This is a genomic window from Streptomyces desertarenae (genome assembly GCF_042681365.1).
Classification (GTDB): Bacteria; Actinomycetota; Actinomycetes; order Streptomycetales; family Streptomycetaceae; genus Streptomyces; species Streptomyces desertarenae.
Genome location: NZ_JBHUFU010000002.1, coordinates 301,072 through 317,622, shown reverse-complemented (window position 1 = coordinate 317,622; position 16,551 = coordinate 301,072). Strand labels below are relative to the sequence as shown.

The following is a 16,551-nucleotide window of genomic DNA, read 5'->3' as shown; positions in this document are numbered from 1 at the left end:
GGCGGAAGGCGGGGAGCCGTCAGAAACCCGCATCGAGCGCCCTCTCGATCAGCCCGCTCATCGCCTCGGCGACCGGACCGCTGGTGACGATCTTGTAGAGCACCGCCGCGAACCCCGCGGCGGCGATCGTGCCCACCGCGTACTCCGCGGTGCTCATCCCGGCCTGTGCGTCGCCGCCCCGCATCCGCAGCGCGATGCCGCGCGTCCTCGCCCGCGCCCATGCCCGCACCCGCGTCCGTGTCCTGTCCCACATGGTCCCTCTCCTCGTCCTCCGTCGTTCCGCCGTCCCCGCGTCCGGGTCGCTCCGCGTGCTTCCCGCGCCTCACCCCCACCGCGCCCCGCTCCCGCGTCCCCGCCGGCCCCGGCACCGTTCACGGCAGCGACCGCGCCAGTCCGATGACCACGGGCGCCACCCCCGCCAGCAGGAAGGCGGGCAGGAAGCACAGCCCCAGCGGCGCCGTGACCCGGACCGCGGCCCGCCGGGTCCGCTCCGCGGCCGCCCGAGCCCGACGGGCCCGGCACTCGGCCGCCAGTCGGCCCATCGGCTCCACCGCGGGCACTCCGGTCGTCCCGGCCCTCTCCAGACAGCGGGCCAGCTCCGCCGCCTCGGGCAGTTCCTCCAGCCGCCCCCAGACGGCCGCCGGCTCGCCCCCGAGCCGCAGTTCGGCCGAAGCCCGTACCAGCCGTTCGCCGAGCGGTCCCCCCATGGAGCCGCCCACCGCGCCGGCCGCCTCGCGCGGTCCCGAACCTGCAGCGAGGCAGGCCGCCAGCAGTTCGGCGACGACCGGTAGCTGTGCGGCCGCTTCCGCCATGGACAGAGAATCACCGATTTCTCCCTTTTTGTTCATATGCTGTCTCCCTGCACCCGGCCCCCCGCCGCACCGCCTCCGCAGCGCTCGGAGGCCGTACACCGCGACCGGTCCGAGCAGGCAGCCGACCGGGCCGCCGGCCAGGGCGAACCCCAGGCCGGCGCCGCCGAGGACCGCCACCGCGTCCTGCGGCGACCACCCCCGGCCCGACCGGGGCCTCCGAAGCGGCCACCGGGCACGGACACGGGAGCCGACCAGCCCCGCCAGCCTCCGGCGGCGGCGCGCCCGGTCCACCGTCGCCGCCCCACCCACCAGGCACACGGCCGTCAGCGCCAGGAACAGGGCGGACGACACGACCGGCCGGAACGGCCAGGGCCAGGACGCCGGATCCACGGGAGGCGCACCCACTGTCCACAGCCTGTGGACGGATCCGGGGCTCACCCCCGCCCACCGCCCTCCGCCGCCCCGACGATCCGGGCCACCCACGCGAGCCCGGCCCACTCCAGCAGCGCGGCGGCCGCCAGACAGCCCCAGCCGGCGGGACTGTGCAGCAGCACCTGCAGCGGCCGCGCTCCCATGGCACCGCCCAGCAGCAGCCCGAAGACCGGCAGCAGCGCCAGGACCAGCGCCGTGGAACGCGGCCCCGCCAGCTGTGCGCGCAGCTCCTCCCGCTGGTCCCGTTCCGCCCGCAGCGCACCGGCGACCCGGTCCAGTCCCGCCGCGAGCCCCGCCCCGCCGTCCACGGCGACCTGCCAGCACGCCGCGACGCCGCGCAGTCCCTCCGCCCCTTCCTGCCGGGCCAGCCGCCGCAACGCCTCCGGCACGTCCCCACCGAAGCGGGCCGCCGCCAGCACCGCCGCTCCCCCCTCTCCGAAACCGGACACGCCCGCCGCCGACAGGGCACCCTCGGGAGTCCGGCCCGCCCGCAGCTCGCCGGCAACGGCCGAGCACAGACCGATGACGGCCGCCTCCCTCGACTCCACCGCCCGCCGCCGCTCCCGCCCCCGCAGCGTGCGCCCCAGCAGGGGTACCGCCGCCGCGCCGAACAGCAGCGGCAGCACCGACTCCCCCAGCAGGGCCAGCAACGCCCCGCCCGCCAGACACCAGCCCTCGCGCCCCACCCGGGCCCCGGGCCCGCGCCGCAGCCGCGCCACGGCCTCCGCCACCGGATTCCCGGGCCGACCGCCGCCGGGCAGCGGTTCGGCGCCGTCCGCGCACAGCAACCGCGCCCGTCGCACGCCCTCTCCGGGGCGCCCCGGCAACCGGCCCGCCAGACCCGCACACGCCATCACCGCGCACACCGATCCCGCGTAGAGCACCTCCGGCCGCATCCCGAGCCCGCTCCCGATCCGGAGCGCCAGGTGGAACCCGAGCCCGCACCCGACCGCCGTCACAGCGCACCACCACCCCGCGCGCACAACCTCTCCAGCCGAGGCCAGCCCCGTTCCCGGACGAAGCCGTGCGGTCCCCAGACCGCGGCGGGCACCGTCGCCACCAGACCGTGCCCGTCCTGCTCCAGTACGTGGACCTCGGCGACCCGTCGGCGGCCCCGGCGGTCCCGGGCCAGGTGGAGCACCACCGACAGCGCCGCCGCGAGCTGACTGTGCAGCGCGGCCCGGTCGAGGCCCGCCGTACCGCCCAGCGCCTCCAGACGGGCGGGCACGTCGGCGGCGGCGTTGGCGTGCACCGTCCCGCACCCGCCCTCATGGCCGGTGTTCAGCGCGGCCAGGAGGTCCGTCACCTCCGGCCCGCGCACCTCACCGACCACGAGCCGGTCCGGGCGCATCCGGAGGGCCTGCCGCACCAGGTCCCGCAGGGACACCCGGCCGGTCCCCTCCTGGTTGGCGGGGCGTGTCTCCAGCCGTACCACGTGCGGATGCTCCGGACGCAGCTCGGCGGAGTCCTCCGCCAGGACGATCCGCTCACCCGGCCCCACCAGTCCCAGCAGCGTCGACAGGAGGGTGGTCTTCCCCGTGCCCGTCCCGCCGCTGACCAGGAAAGACAACCGGGCCCCCAGGACGGCCCGCAGCAGCCGGTCGCCACCGGGCGGCACCGTGCCGGCCGCCACCAGCTCCGGCAGGGCGAAGGCGCGCGGCCGCACCACCCGCAGGGACAGGCAGGTGCAGCCGACCGCCACCGGCGGCAGCACCGCGTGCAGCCGGGTGCCGTCCGGCAGCCGGGCGTCCACCCAGGGGTGCGCGTCGTCCAGCCGCCGTCCCGCCGAGGTGGCCAGCCGCTGGGCCAGTCTGCGGACCGCGGCCGCGTCGGGGAAGCGGACCCCCGTGCGCTCCACCCCGGCGCCCCGGTCCACCCAGACGGCGTCCGGCCCGGTCACCAGCACATCCGTCACGTCCGGTTCGGCCAGCAACGGTTCGAGGGGGCCGGCTCCGACCATCTCCGACCTCAGCGCCTCCACGACACCCAGTACCGCGCTGTCCCCCAGCAGACGCCCCTGGGCCCGCAGCGCCGCCGCGACCCGGGCCGGCGTGGGTTCGGACCCCGTCTCCGCCAGCCGCAGCCGTACCGCGTCCACCAGCGCCCGCGGCGCGCCCGGCCGCGGGACGACCGCATCCGGCGCTCCCCCGCCCGGCGGCAGCCCCACAGCCTCCCCGGCTTCCGTGCGCGCCCTCATGCGGTCACGCTCCCCCGGCCGCCGGAGGAGGTCGTTCCGCCGCCCTCGGGCAGGGCACGCGCCCAGAACTCCGTGCAGAAGCGGGCCAGCGGGCCGCGCGGATCCGCGCCGGGCGGCCGCCCGTCCTCCACCGCCGCGAGGAGCCCGTGTTCGACGGGGAGCTCACCGGCGAGCCGCAGGCCGAGCAGCCGGGCGATCTCCCCGCCGTCCAGGCCCGCGCCGGTGCGGCCGCGCACCACGGCCCGCAGGTCGCGCAGCACCAGGCCCACCCTGGAGGCCATCCGCTGCGCGGCCGCGACCGCCCGCAGCTCGGCGGGGACGACCAGCAGGCCGAGGTCCAGTTGGACCAGTGCCTCGGCGGCCGCGTCGTCCAGCCGCCGCGGGAGGTCCACCACGACCACTCCGCCGCGCCGCCGGGCGGCCCCCAGGACGGCTCGCACCGCCTCGGGCGGTACGGCCGCGCACTCCCCCCTGTCCCAGCTGAGCACCCGCAGGCCGTGCAGGCTCGGCAGGGATTCCTCCAGCGCCGCGCCCCCGACCCGGCCGCGCGAGTCGGCGAACGCCGGCCAGCGCAGCCCCTCTGCCCGCTCGCCGCCGAGCAGGATGTCCAGCCCTCCGCCGAGCGGATCGCCGTCGACGAGCACCGTGCGGTGCCCCGCCCGCGCCGCCGTGACGGCCAGCGCGCAGGCCAGGGTGGAGGCTCCCGCCCCGCCCCGGCCGCCCAGCACGCCGACGGTCAGCGCCTGCCGCCCGGCGCCCTCGGCCGCATCGGCGATCCGTCCGGTCAGCCAGGGCTCGCCGTCCGGCAGGAACACCACGTGCTCCGCCCCGATCCCCAGCCCGCGCCGCCAGACGTCGGGGTCGTCCTGCTCCCGGCCGACGAGCAGCACCCCCGCCCTGCGAGCGGGAACCCGGGCCGCCCGGGACATCGGGCCGGCCCGGTCGTCCCCCACCAGCACCAGCGGGGCGCTCTCCCAGGCCCCCGGATCCGGCGGCGCCCCGTGCGCCACCTCCGCCTCCGCGCCGGCCGCCGCGCACAGGCGCAACAGGTCGTCCAGCAGTTTCTCGTCCTCGGTGACGACCAGGATGCTTCCGGTCACGTCCCGTACCCCTTCCGGATTCCGGCTCTCCAGTTCGCGGAACCGCCGCGAACGCCGTGCTCAATCACGGTGCCGGGGAACGGAAAAACTCGATGATCTTGGCCCAAATACGTGGACAACTCGGCAGTTGTGAATAACTTGCTCACCCGAACAGGTGACTGCCTACACGCAGCCTGACGACCACGCAGCGTGACGGATCATGGAAGGGCGGGACGCGCCGCCGCAGCAGACGGAAAAGGGCGGCGGAAAGGGGCCGGTCCCCGAAAAGGGCCCCGGACATGCGACGACCCCCGCCGGGGGGGAGAGCGGGGGTCGTCTCCACGGCCGACTCGGGGGGGGGGAGGAGCCGGACCGGGGTAGCACGGTCGCGAACGATCCGTGACTTCCATGGTGTACCCGAGAGCCTTCTCAGGCAAACCCACGCGCCGTACCTTACGCCGAATGGCGGGCGCCTATGCTCACCCCGTGGAAAACCCCTCGCTGCCGCGTACCGCTGCCTTCTTCGACCTGGACAAGACGGTCATCGCGAAGTCGAGCACGCTCACCTTCGGCAAGTCCTTCTATCAGGGCGGGCTCATCAACCGGCGCGCCGCGCTGCGCACCGCCTACACGCAGTTCGTTTTCCTGGCGGGCGGCGCCGACCACGACCAGATGGAGCGCATGCGCGCCTATCTGTCCTCCCTGTGCCGGGGCTGGAACGTCCAGCAGGTCAGGGAGATCGTCGCCGAGACGATCCACGACCTCATCGACCCGATCATCTACGACGAGGCCGCCTCCCTCATCGAGGAGCACCACCTCGCCGGCCGGGACGTCGTGATCGTGAGCACCTCCGGCGCGGAGGTGGTCGAACCGATCGGCGAGCTGATCGGCGCCGACCGGGTCGTGGCGACCCGCATGGTCGTCGAGGACGGCCGCTTCACCGGCGAGGTGGAGTACTACGCCTACGGTCCGACGAAGGCCGAGGCGGTGCGCGAACTGGCCGCGTCCGAGGGGTACGACCTCTCGCGCTGCTACGCCTACAGCGACTCCGTCACCGACATCCCCATGCTGGAGGCGGTCGGGCACCCGCACGCCGTCAACCCCGACCGGGCGCTGCGCCGGGAGGCGCTGGCGCGGGGCTGGCCGGTCCTCGCCTTCCAGCGCCCCGTCCGCCTCAAGCAGCGGCTGCCCGCGTTCTCCATGCCCGGGCGCCCCGCCGTGGCCGCCGCGGCCGTGGCCGTCGGCGCGGCGGCGGCCACGGCGGGGCTGGTCTGGTACGCCAGCCGGCGCCGGACCCGCCTCGGCGCGGTGGGTGCGTGACGCGGCCCACCGCGCGGACTCCCCGCTCCGGACGCCGCCGGGCGCGCCGGAGGTCCGGCACGCCCGGAAAGTGGGGAGTTGAGAGGGAAAGCAAAGGATCGCGGGGAGAGGTTCCGCTTCGCCGTCGGGCGGAGTACAAAGGAATCAGAGGCCCGCGAGACCTGAACCGACCGCTTCCGGAAGGGAAGTCCGGTACAGGCGAAGGCCCCACGGACCCCGCACGGAGACCGGGAACCCACGCGCAGCAGACCCGCGACCGGGCCGGCCGCACCAGGGTCGGGCGATGTCCCCCCTGATGACGGCGCACTGGATGCACGCCTGGTAACCCGGTGGATGTGCCGACGGCACCGGCGCCACGCCGGTGCCGCCGCATTTCCGCGCACGGCGGTGCCGGGCCGCCCCCGACCGGGCCCGCCCGGCTCAGGCCGCCCCGCGCTGCAGCGCCTCGCAGACCGCCGTGCTCTCACGCGCCCCCAGCTCCACCGCGCGGCCGCAGTGGGCGATCCACGCCGCCATCCCCTCCGGGGTGCCGGAGAGGTATCCCCGGAGCGCCTCGAGGTAGGCGTCGGCGCCCTGCTCGGCGTGACCGACCTCCGCCGGGCAGACGGACTTCGGGTCCAGGCCGCCGGCGATCAGGACGATCCGTCCGGCCGCCCGGGCGACCACCCCGTTGTGCGTGCCGAAGGGCCGCAGCGCCATCAGTTCGCCGTGCACCACCGCCGCCGTCACCAGGGCGGGCGCGGAGGTGTCCGCCACGACGACCTGCGCCAGACCGTCCAGCCGGGCCGACACCTCCGCGGCGTCGGGCAGCGGCAGTCCGTCCGCCAGCGGTTCCGTCACGGGCTCGCCCGCCAGGCGCGGCCGCCCCACCCGGTCCCCGGCCGAGGCGGACGGTTCCCGGCCGGTCCCCGCCGGGTCGCCGCCGGCCGCCACCAGGTGCAGCCTCGCCAGGACCCGCAGCGGCGACTGCCGCCACACGTCCAGCAGGTGGCCGGCCTCCGCCGTCGCCCTCAGGGCGGCGCCGACCGTGCGCGCCTCGGCGTCCGCCCCGAAGTCGCTGCGCCTGCGCACCTCCTCCAGCGGCCAGTCGGCTCCGCCGAGGGCGGCCGAGGCCCTGGCCCCGCGCAGCACGGCCTCGGCGGTGACCTCGCTGCTGCGGCGCCGCATGACCCGGTGCCCGTACACCCGGTCGACGGCCCCGCGCACCGATTCGACGGAGTCGGCGACGCCGGGCAGCGCGCCCAGCGCGGCGAGGGGATCAGCAGTCGTAGGCATGCCTAGACCCTACGCACCGCCGCCGGGCGCCCGGGCCCCACGTTCGAGTGGTCTTCTTCACGCGCTCCCGCTGCGCGCCTCCGGGCCGCCGCTACGCTTCCGACCATGAAAATCGCTTTCGTAGGAAAGGGCGGCAGCGGCAAGACGACGCTGTCGTCGCTGTTCGTCCGTCACCTCGCCGCCCAGCACGCGCCCGTCCTGGCCGTGGACGCCGACATCAACCAGCACTTGGGCGTCGCGCTGGGTCTGGACGAGGCGGAGGCGGCCGCCCTGCCCGCGATGGGCGCCCACCTCCCCCTGATCAAGGACTACCTGCGCGGCGCCAACCCGCGGATCGCCTCCGCCGAGACGATGATCAAGACGACGCCGCCCGGGGAGGGCTCCCGGCTGCTGCGGATCACCGAGGACAACCCGGTCTACGACGCCTGCGCCCGCCGCGTCCGGCCCGGCGGCCTCCCCGAGGGCTCGGAGGTGCGGTTGCTGGCCACCGGCCCCTTCACCGAGGCCGACCTGGGCGTGGCCTGCTACCACTCCAAGGTCGGTGCCGTGGAGCTGTGCCTGAACCACCTGGTGGACGGGCGGGACGAGTTCGTGGTCGTCGACATGACGGCGGGTTCGGACTCCTTCGCCTCGGGGATGTTCACCCGCTTCGACATGACGTTCCTGGTGGCCGAGCCGACCCGCAAGGGCGTGGCCGTCTACCGGCAGTACAAGGAGTACGCCCGGGACTACGGCGTCCAGCTGCGCGTGGTGGGCAACAAGGTGCAGGGCCCGGACGACCTGGACTTCCTCCAGGCCGAGGCCGGTGACGACCTGCTGGTGACCGTCGGGCACTCCGACTGGGTGCGGGCCCTGGAGAAGGGGCGCCCCCGCCCCTTCGACGAGCTGGAGGACGCCAACCGCAAGGCGCTGTGCGCGATGCGGGAGGCGGTGGACGCCTCGTACGAGCTGCGCGACTGGGAGCGCTACACGCGGCAGATGGTGCACTTCCACCTGAAGAACGCCGAGAGCTGGGGCAACGCGAGGACGGGTGCCGATCTCGCCGCCCAGGTCGACCCCGCCTTCGTGCTCCGCGAGGACACCGCACCGGCGCCGTCGTCCTCCTGACGGCGGCTCCCCGCCCCGCGGCGGCCCCCTCCCGGGCCGGGCCCACGCACCGCCCGGCCCGGGAGGCCTCCGGCCCGGCGGCCCCCCGGGCCGCCACCGCCGTCACGCGGCCGATGCCGCTCCCTTCCCGCCCGTGGCCGGGAACTTCTCCCAGCCGCCCTTCGGGGCCTCGCCGACCCCGAGGGTGCGCAGCTTCTCCAGAACCTCCGGGTCCTGGGCGTCGAGCCAGTCGACGAGCTGCCGGAAGGAGACGCAGTGCACGTCCTTCACGGGGCAGACCTTCTTGACGACGTCCTCGACGGCCTTCATGTAGACGCCGCCGTTCCAGTCCTCGAAGTGGTTGCCGATGATCATGGGTGCCCGGTTGCCGTGGTAGGCCCGGTCGAAGCCCGCCAGCAGGCCGTCGCGCATCTGCCGCCCCCACGCCTCGCGCTGTGACGGGTCGCCGTTGACCGTGCCGGACTGGTTGGCCAGGAAGTTGTAGTCCATCGAGAGCGTCTCGAAGGAACGCCCGGGCATCGGGACCTGCTGGAGCGGCAGGTTCCACAGACCGCCCTCCTTGTCGGGCCAGACCTGGGTTCCGTTGCCCGAGGAGTCGTAGCGGAATCCCATCTCCCTGGCGGCGACGAGGAGGTTCTCGCGGCCCTCCAGGCAGGGGGTCCGGCCCCCGACCAGTTCGCGGTCGTAGTCGAAGGGCAGGGGTTCCTCGCCCTTCCAGCCGGTCGTGGTCTTCCAGTTCTTCACGAACCACTTGGCCTGCCGGATCTCGCTCTTCCACTGTTCGGGCGTCCAGCTGCCGACGCCGCCCGGGCCGCAGAAGTGGCCGTTGAAGTGGGTGCCTATCTCGTGTCCTTCCAGCCAGGCACCGCGGAGCTGCTCCAGCGTCGCGCGTATGTTCTCGTCCTTGAGGTAACCGATGTCGGAGGCGCCGCGACGGCGGCCCGGCGGTTCGTAGCGGTGCGCCTCGTCCTCCGGGAGGACGTAGACGCCGCTGAGGAAGAACGTCATGAAGGCGTCGTACTTCTGGCTCACCCCGCGGAAGTGGGAGAAGAGCCTCTTGCTGTCCTCGCCCGCGCCGTCCCAGGAGAAGACGACGAACTGCGGGGGCTTCTGCCCGGGTTCGAGGCGCCGGAACTCCGGCTGGTTCGGCTGGGCGCCTATGTAGGCGGTCGAGCCGTCGCCTATGAGCTGGACCCTGCCGGCCTGCTTGCCCTGCCTGGCGTCCTTGTTCGCCTGCTCGGCGCCGGTCCGCGCACCGTCCGGGGAGCCCGAGCACCCGACGGCCACCGCGACCAGTGCGACCGCTCCCGCGACTCCTCTGGTCAGCCTCCCTGCAGCGTCCATGTTCTCCACCTCGCCCAGTTCGTTCACTTTTGGCCGACATGTTCGGCCTGCGACCAACCTCACACGCACGGTGAGAGGTGCAAGCGAAGCGGGCGGTTCCCGTGCCTTATTCACCCCCAGGTGTGAACAGTGGGCCCAATTGCCCTGCAACCCTTCCTTGATCCTTTAAGCGACATTACGATTCGTTTACCAAAACTTGGCGTAGCCGAGTGAGTACGGACCGTGATGGAACTCTGCGACGGAGACGGAAGATGTCCGCCTGCGCCCCTGCCCGTTCACCTGACGCCGACCCCGCCGGCAACGACAGCCGGTCCGCCCCCTCGACCCGTACCTCCCGCTTCCTCCGGACGGGCGGCCGTCTGCGCCGCTCCCTGCGCCTCCGGCGGGGGGACTCCCCGTCCGGCCCCCCGAAGTCCAACGGCGGCCCCGCCGGGGCGATGGCCTCGGCCGACCTGGCGGCCTCCGTCTGCGTCTTCCTCATCGCCCTGCCGCTCTCCCTGGGCATCGCGCTCGCCACCGGGGCGCCCCTCCAGGCCGGACTGGTGGCCGCCGCGGTCGGCGGCATCGTCGCCGGGCGGTTCGGCGGCGCGCCCCTCCAGGTCACCGGTCCGGCCGCCGGTCTGACGGTGGTCGTCGCCGAGCTGATCCAGCGCTACGGATGGCGCACCACCTGCGCCATCACCGTCCTGGCCGGACTCGCCCAGATCGGCCTCTCCACGCTGCGCGCGGCGCGTTCCGCGCTGGTGGTCAGCCCCGCGATCGTGCACGGCATGGTCGGCGGCATCGGCGTGACGATCGCCCTCGCCCAGCTGCACATCGTCCTCGGCGGCAGCCCCGAGAGCTCCGCCGTGTCCAACGTCCTGGCCCTGCCCGGCCAGCTGACCGACCCCCGTCCGGCCTCGCTGGCGGTCGGCGCCGTCACGGTGGCGGTCGTCCTGCTGTGGCCCCGGCTGCGCGGCCGGGCCGGCGAGCTGACCCGCCGGGTGTTCCCCGCCGCGCTGGCCGCGGTGGCCCTGTCCACCGCGGTGGCGGCACTCGCCGGGCTGCGGCTGCCCCGCGTCGACCTGCCCTCCTGGCACAGCCACGCCCTGCCCTCGCTGCCCGAGGGGCCGGTGCTGGGACTGCTCGCCGCCGTCCTCACCGTCACCCTGGTGGCCAGCGTGGAATCACTGCTGTCCGCCGTGGCCTCCGACAAGCTGGCCGTCGCCCGCACCCTTCCCGAACACCTGTCGGGCGTGCGGATCCCCCGCCCCGACCTGGACAGGGAGCTGCGCGGCCAGGGCCTGGCCAACATGGTCTCCGGCGCCCTGGGAGGGCTGCCCGTCACCGGCGTCGCGGTGCGCACGGCGGCCAACATCCAGGCCGGAGCGGTCAGCCGCAACTCCACCGTCCTCCACGGGGTGTGGGTGGTGCTCGCCTCCGGGCTGCTGATCGGCCTGCTGGAGCTGATCCCGCTGGCGACCCTGGCCGCCCTGGTGATGGTGGTCGGCGTGCAGATGGTCAAGATCGTCCACATCCGCAGCATCACCAGGCACCGCGAGGTGCTGGTGTACGCCGCGACGGCCGCGGGCGTGGTGCTCTTCGGGGTGCTGGAGGGCGTGGGGATGGGCATCGCGGTCGCGGTGGCGGTCGCCCTGCACCGGCTGACCCGCACCCGGATCACCTGCGAGCGGGACGAGGGCGGTGACGCCCTCCGCGTGCGGGTGCGCGGCCCGCTTACCTTCCTGGCGGTACCGCGGCTGAGCCGCGCGCTGGGCCAGGTGCCCGAGGGGAGCCGGGCCGTGGTGGAGCTGGGCGGTTCCTTCACGGACCATGCCGCGTACGAGACGCTGCGCGACTGGGAGCTCGCGCACACCGCGCACGGCGGCACCGTGGAGATCACCGGCCGCTCCGCGCCCTGCGTGCAGGAACCCCCGGCCGTCCACGGCTGCTCCCCGTGGACGCCCTGGCGCAACCACCAGTGCACCCGGCCCCGCTCCGGCCGCCCGGCGGGCCCTCCCCTCTCCGGCGCTCCGGGCAGCAGTCCCGCCAGGGGACAGCTCCTGGGCGGGCTGAGCAACTTCCAGCGCACCACCGCCCCGCTGGTCCGCGAGGAGCTGGCCCGGCTGGCCCGGGAGGGGCAGAGCCCCTCCCAGCTCTTCCTCACCTGCGCCGACTCCCGCCTGGTGACCAGCATGATCACTTCCAGCGGACCGGGCGACCTCTTCACCGTCCGCAACGTCGGCAACCTGGTGCCCCCGCCCGGTGCGGAGGCGAGCGACGACTCGGTGGCCGCAGCGATCGAGTACGCCGTGGAGGTGCTGCGCGTGGGGTCGATCACCGTCTGCGGGCACTCGGGCTGCGGGGCGATGCAGGCCTTGCAGGACGCCGGAGCCGGTGCCACACAGGGCGGCGCCGGTCCGGACGCGGGAGCCGGCGCCGGCTCCCGGGACACCTCCCTGAGCCGGTGGCTCCTCCACGGCCGCCCCAGCCTGGAGCGACTGGCCGCGTCGCCCGGTCCGGGCCCGCGCATCGCCGGGCGCGAGCGGGAGGCGGAGGGGACCGACGCCCTGGAGGCGCTCTGCCTGGCGAACGTGGTGCAGCAGCTGGAGCACCTGCGGTCCCACCCGTGCGTGGCCCGGCGCCTGGCCGAGGGGTCACTGGAGCTGCACGGGATGTACTTCCACGTCGGCGAGGCCCAGGCATACGTCCTGGACCACCCGGGTGAGGCAGACGGCGGCCGGGGACCGGTCTTCACCCCCGTGAGCCCCGACGCGATGGCCGTCTGAGCGACCGGGCGTCCCCGGCAGGAGTGGCCGGCGGCGGTCTGGAAAGGCGCGGGTGGACGACCTTTCGACCGCTCGTCGGCCGCTCGGCGGCGTGCGCCTACCCCTGGGCGCAAAAGGTCTACACCACTTGGCAGACAAGTCTTGTCAGAGGCCATTCGGGCTGGTCTGCTATGTCGCGGGACACAGCAGACACCCTGGGAAAGGGAGATGTCGTGAGCAACGAGAGCCTGGCCAACCTGCTCAAGGAGGAACGGAGGTTCGCGCCTCCCGCCGAACTGGCGGCGAACGCCAACGTCACCGCGGAGGCGTACGAGAAGGCGAAAGCGGACCGGCTGGGCTTCTGGGCCGAGCAGGCCCGCCGGCTGACGTGGGAGACCGAGCCGACCGAGACGCTGGACTGGTCCAACCCGCCCTTCGCCAAGTGGTTCAAGGACGGCCGGCTCAACGTCGCCTACAACTGCGTCGACCGCCACGTCGAGGCCGGCCTCGGCGACCGGGTCGCCATCCACTTCGAGGGCGAGCCCGGCGACACCCGCGCGATCACCTACGCCGAGCTCCAGCGGGAGGTCTCCAAGGCCGCCAACGCCCTCGTCGAGCTGGGCGTGCAAACCGGCGACCGGGTCGCCATCTACATGCCGATGATCCCCGAGACGGTCGTGGCGATGCTGGCCTGCGCCCGCATCGGCGCCCCGCACTCGCTGGTCTTCGGCGGCTTCTCCGCCGACGCGCTGGCCACCCGCATCCAGGACGCCGACGCGCGGGTCGTCATCACCTCCGACGGCGGCTACCGGCGCGGCAAGCCCAGCGCCCTCAAGCCCGCCGTGGACGAGGCCCTCTCCCGGCCCGGCACCGAGAACGTCCGCAGCGTCCTGGTCGTGCGCCGCACCGGCGAGGAGACGGCCTGGACGGAGGGCCGCGACGTGTGGTGGCACGAGCTGGTGGAGCGCCAGCCCGAGCAGCACACCCCGGAGGCGTTCGAGGCCGAGCACCCGCTGTTCATCCTCTACACCTCCGGCACCACCGGTAAGCCCAAGGGCATCCTGCACACCTCCGGCGGCTACCTCACCCAGGCGTCCTACACCCACCACGCCGTCTTCGACCTCAAGCCGGAGACGGACGTCTACTGGTGCACGGCCGACGTCGGCTGGGTCACCGGGCACTCGTACATCGTCTACGGCCCGCTGGCCAACGGCGTCACCCAGGTCGTGTACGAGGGCACCCCCGACACCCCGCACAGGGGCCGCTGGTGGGAGATCGTCGAGAAGTACAAGGTCACGATCCTCTACACCGCCCCGACCGCCATCCGCACCTGCATGAAGTGGGGCGACGACATCCCGGCGAAGTTCGACCTGTCCTCGCTGCGCGTGCTGGGCTCGGTCGGCGAGCCGATCAACCCCGAGGCGTGGGTCTGGTACCGCCACACCATCGGCGGCGACCGCACCCCGGTCGTGGACACCTGGTGGCAGACCGAGACCGGCGCCATCATGATCAGCCCGCTGCCGGGTGTCACCGAGACCAAGCCCGGTTCGGCCCAGGTGCCGCTGCCCGGCATCTCCGCCACCGTCGTGGACGACGACGCCAACGAGGTCCCCAACGGCTCCGGCGGCTACCTCGTCCTGACCGAGCCGTGGCCGTCGATGCTGCGGACGATCTGGGGTGACGACCAGCGCTACCTGGACACCTACTGGTCGCGCTTCGAGAACCGCTACTTCGCGGGCGACGGCGCCAAGAAGGACGACGACGGCGACATCTGGCTGCTGGGCCGGGTGGACGACGTGATGCTGGTCTCCGGCCACAACATCTCCACCACCGAGGTCGAGTCCGCGCTCGTCTCGCACCCCAAGGTCGCCGAGGCGGCGGTCGTGGGCGCCGCCGACCCGCAGACCACGCAGGCCATCTGCGCCTTCGTCATCCTGCGCGGCAACGCCGCCGAGGAGGAGGGCCTGGCCGACGAGCTGCGCGCCCACGTCGCCAAGCACCTCGGCCCGATCGCCAAGCCCAAGCGCATCCTGCCGGTCGACGAGCTGCCCAAGACCCGCTCCGGCAAGATCATGCGGCGCCTGCTGCGCGACGTCGCCGAGAACCGCGCCCTGGGAGACGTCACCACCCTCACCGACTCCACGGTGATGGAGCTGATCCAGACCAAGCTGCCGGGGGCCTCCTCCAGCGAGGACTGATCCGGTGCCGGCCCGCTCCGTCCGCGCCCGGACGGTACGCGGGCCGCGCGGTACGCAGGGGCGTTCCGGCCACCGCACCGACGGTGGCCGGAACGCCCCTGCCGCGTATCCGTGCGGAACCGGCGCGCGGGCGGCTCGCCGCGGTCGCGTGCGACGCCGGGGACCGCGGTCCGGCATGATGCAGACTCACCGGTAGCCGACGACGAGAGGAAGCAAGCGATGAGTCCAGCCGACGACGGCCGCAGCATCGGCCAGTTGGTCGCCGCGGCCACCACCGAGCTGTCCGCACTGGTCCACGAGGAGATCGCGCTGGCCAAGGCCGAGCTGCGGCAGGACGTCAAACGCGGTGCCATCGGCAGCGGCGCCGCCATCGCGGCGGGTGCGCTGGCGCTCTTCTCCCTGCCGGTGCTCAGCTTCGCCGCCGCCTACGGCATCCACAACCTGGGGATCGGGCTCGCCTGGTCGTTCACCATCGTGGGAGCCGTCTACCTGCTGATCGCACTGGTGCTCCTGCTGCTGGCCAAGGCCAAGCTCTCCAAGATCGAGCCGCCGCGCCGCTCGATCTCCTCGGCCAAGCGGTCGGCGGCCGTGCTCTCCGGCGTCAAGCCGCACCCGAGGACCGCCCCCGTCGGGCGGGCGGAGCCCACCGCAGTGGAAGCCATGTCAAGCTCTTCCACATGACGGGCATGACAGGCACGACGGGCGCGACTCCTCCCGGCTCCTCCTCCTCGGTCGTCCGGATGGACGGCCCCTGGACCCACCGGGACGTCGCCGCCAACGGCGCGCGCTTCCACATCGCCGAGATGGGGGACGGCCCGCTGGTGCTGCTCCTGCACGGCTTCCCGCAGTTCTGGTGGACCTGGCGCCACCAGCTCCCCGCCCTCGCCGAGGCCGGCTTCCGCGCGGTCGCGATGGACCTGCGGGGCGTCGGCGGCAGCGACCGCACCCCCCGCGGCTACGACCCGGCCAACCTCGCCCTCGACGTCACCGGCGTGATCCGCTCCCTGGGGGAGCCGGACGCGGCGCTGGTCGGCCACGACCTGGGCGGCTACCTGGCGTGGACGGCCGCGGTGATGCGGCCCAAGCTGATCCGGCGTCTGGCCGTCGCCTCGATGCCGCACCCGCGCCGCTGGCGCGCGGCGATGCTGGGCGACCTGCGGCAGACCGCGGCCGGCTCCTACGTCTGGGGGTTCCAGCGCCCCTGGATCCCCGAGCGGCGGCTGGCGGCGGACGACGGCGAACTGGTCGGCCGCCTGGTGCGCGAGTGGTCCGGGCCCCGGCGGCCGCCGGACGACGAGGCGATCGGGGTCTACCGGCGGGCGATGTGCATCCCCTCCACCGCCCACTGCTCGATCGAGCCGTACCGCTGGCTGGTGCGTTCGCTGGCGCGCCTGGACGGGTTCCAGTTCAACCGCCGCATGAAGCGCCCGGTCCGCGTCCCCACCCTCCACCTGCACGGCTCCCTCGACCCGGTGATGCGCACCCGCAGCGCGGCGGGCTCGGGCGAGTACGTGGAGGCGCCCTACCGCTGGCGCCTCTTCGACGGGCTCGGCCACTTCCCGCACGAGGAGGATCCGGGGGCCTTCACCAAGGAGCTCGTCGACTGGCTCAAGGACCCCGAACCGGACCGCTAGGAACCACTGCGGCGGGCCCCGCCGGACCGCGGCGGGTTCCGCCCCGGCCCCCGGCCCGGACCGAAGATATGCGCACGTGACGCCCGCATAGGCCAATTGACGGACCATTGGGCGATTACCGACCTTGGGCCGGGGGCAGAGTCCGGAGTATGGGCTGGACGCACGACTACCGTGACGTGTCACGCGACATCCGGGAACAGAACAGCGCGCAGGGCTCGCCCCCGCGCGCCCCGCGGGAGCATCGGGTTTCCCATGATCTCCGCGATCCCCAACTCGGCATTCCCCACATCCTGCGCCGCCGGGCCCGCTGGGTCGGCGCACGGTTGAGGCATACCCGCGGCTGACGCGGCCGCACCTCCGCACCACGGCGCGATCCGTTCCGCACCACGCGACACACCGCCGTACG

At 74.1% G+C, this 16,551-nt stretch carries 14 protein-coding genes; 7 read left to right on the top strand and 7 right to left on the bottom strand.

The genetic code is table 11. The features are described 5' to 3' along the window. Positions 1–19 precede the first annotated feature (19 nt). From ACFSJS_RS05615 to ssd, 5 genes are all read right to left on the bottom strand, one after another. The gene (locus tag ACFSJS_RS05615; RefSeq protein ID WP_380897364.1) at positions 20–253 is read right to left on the bottom strand and encodes a DUF4244 domain-containing protein; all 234 of its coding nucleotides are present in this window, start codon (positions 251–253) and stop codon (positions 20–22) included. Between the two features lie 118 nt (positions 254–371). Continuing rightward, on the bottom strand, positions 372–812 hold the full coding sequence (locus ACFSJS_RS05610) for a type II secretion system F family protein (RefSeq protein WP_380897361.1): 441 nt from the start codon (positions 810–812) through the stop codon (positions 372–374). Between the two features lie 434 nt (positions 813–1,246). Then, positions 1,247–2,140, bottom strand: coding sequence for a type II secretion system F family protein (locus ACFSJS_RS05605; protein ID WP_380897600.1), 894 nt, complete (start codon positions 2,138–2,140; stop codon positions 1,247–1,249). 59 nt (positions 2,141–2,199) lie between these two features. Next, positions 2,200–3,441 (bottom strand): TadA family conjugal transfer-associated ATPase, encoded by a 1,242-nt coding sequence (locus ACFSJS_RS05600; protein WP_380897359.1) that lies wholly within the window; start codon positions 3,439–3,441, stop codon positions 2,200–2,202. Then, positions 3,438–4,541, bottom strand: a complete 1,104-nt coding sequence (ssd, locus tag ACFSJS_RS05595; RefSeq protein WP_380897357.1) for a septum site-determining protein Ssd — start codon at positions 4,539–4,541, stop codon at positions 3,438–3,440. Before ssd ends, ACFSJS_RS05600 begins: the two co-directional genes overlap by 4 nt. A 441-nt stretch (positions 4,542–4,982) precedes the next feature. On the opposite strand from ssd, the gene ACFSJS_RS05590 reads away from it, so the two are divergent. Next, complete coding sequence (locus ACFSJS_RS05590; protein ID WP_380897355.1) at positions 4,983–5,840, top strand: HAD family hydrolase; 858 nt, start codon at positions 4,983–4,985, stop codon at positions 5,838–5,840. A gap of 420 nt (positions 5,841–6,260) precedes the next feature. Here the strand turns inward: ACFSJS_RS05590 and ACFSJS_RS05585 are convergent, their stop codons facing one another. Then, positions 6,261–7,115: a Fic family protein gene (locus ACFSJS_RS05585; RefSeq protein ID WP_380897354.1), complete on the bottom strand. Its 855-nt coding sequence runs from the start codon at positions 7,113–7,115 to the stop codon at positions 6,261–6,263. A 105-nt stretch (positions 7,116–7,220) separates the two neighbouring features. Between ACFSJS_RS05585 and ACFSJS_RS05580 the strand changes: the two genes are divergently transcribed. Beyond that, on the top strand, positions 7,221–8,222 hold the full coding sequence (locus tag ACFSJS_RS05580; RefSeq protein WP_380897353.1) for an ATP-binding protein: 1,002 nt from the start codon (positions 7,221–7,223) through the stop codon (positions 8,220–8,222). A 102-nt stretch (positions 8,223–8,324) separates the two neighbouring features. Here the strand turns inward: ACFSJS_RS05580 and ACFSJS_RS05575 are convergent, their stop codons facing one another. Further along, positions 8,325–9,566 (bottom strand): polysaccharide deacetylase family protein, encoded by a 1,242-nt coding sequence (locus tag ACFSJS_RS05575; RefSeq protein WP_380897351.1) that lies wholly within the window; start codon positions 9,564–9,566, stop codon positions 8,325–8,327. Positions 9,567–9,817: 251 nt separating this feature from the next. Between ACFSJS_RS05575 and ACFSJS_RS05570 the strand changes: the two genes are divergently transcribed. The 5 genes from ACFSJS_RS05570 (at position 9,818) to ACFSJS_RS05550 (ending at position 16,489) form a co-directional block, all read left to right on the top strand. Next, complete coding sequence (locus ACFSJS_RS05570) at positions 9,818–12,334, top strand: SulP family inorganic anion transporter (RefSeq protein ID WP_380897349.1); 2,517 nt, start codon at positions 9,818–9,820, stop codon at positions 12,332–12,334. Between the two features lie 212 nt (positions 12,335–12,546). Further along, positions 12,547–14,511 (top strand): acetate--CoA ligase, encoded by a 1,965-nt coding sequence (gene acs / locus ACFSJS_RS05565; RefSeq protein ID WP_380897348.1) that lies wholly within the window; start codon positions 12,547–12,549, stop codon positions 14,509–14,511. A 219-nt stretch (positions 14,512–14,730) separates the two neighbouring features. Then, a complete protein-coding gene (locus tag ACFSJS_RS05560; protein ID WP_380897346.1) occupies positions 14,731–15,192 on the top strand; it encodes a phage holin family protein in 462 nt (153 codons plus the stop codon). After that, positions 15,189–16,145: an alpha/beta fold hydrolase gene (locus tag ACFSJS_RS05555; RefSeq protein WP_380897343.1), complete on the top strand. Its 957-nt coding sequence runs from the start codon at positions 15,189–15,191 to the stop codon at positions 16,143–16,145. Before ACFSJS_RS05560 ends, ACFSJS_RS05555 begins: the two co-directional genes overlap by 4 nt. A 149-nt stretch (positions 16,146–16,294) precedes the next feature. After that, positions 16,295–16,489 (top strand): hypothetical protein, encoded by a 195-nt coding sequence (locus ACFSJS_RS05550; RefSeq protein ID WP_380897341.1) that lies wholly within the window; start codon positions 16,295–16,297, stop codon positions 16,487–16,489. Positions 16,490–16,551: the final 62 nt, after the last annotated feature.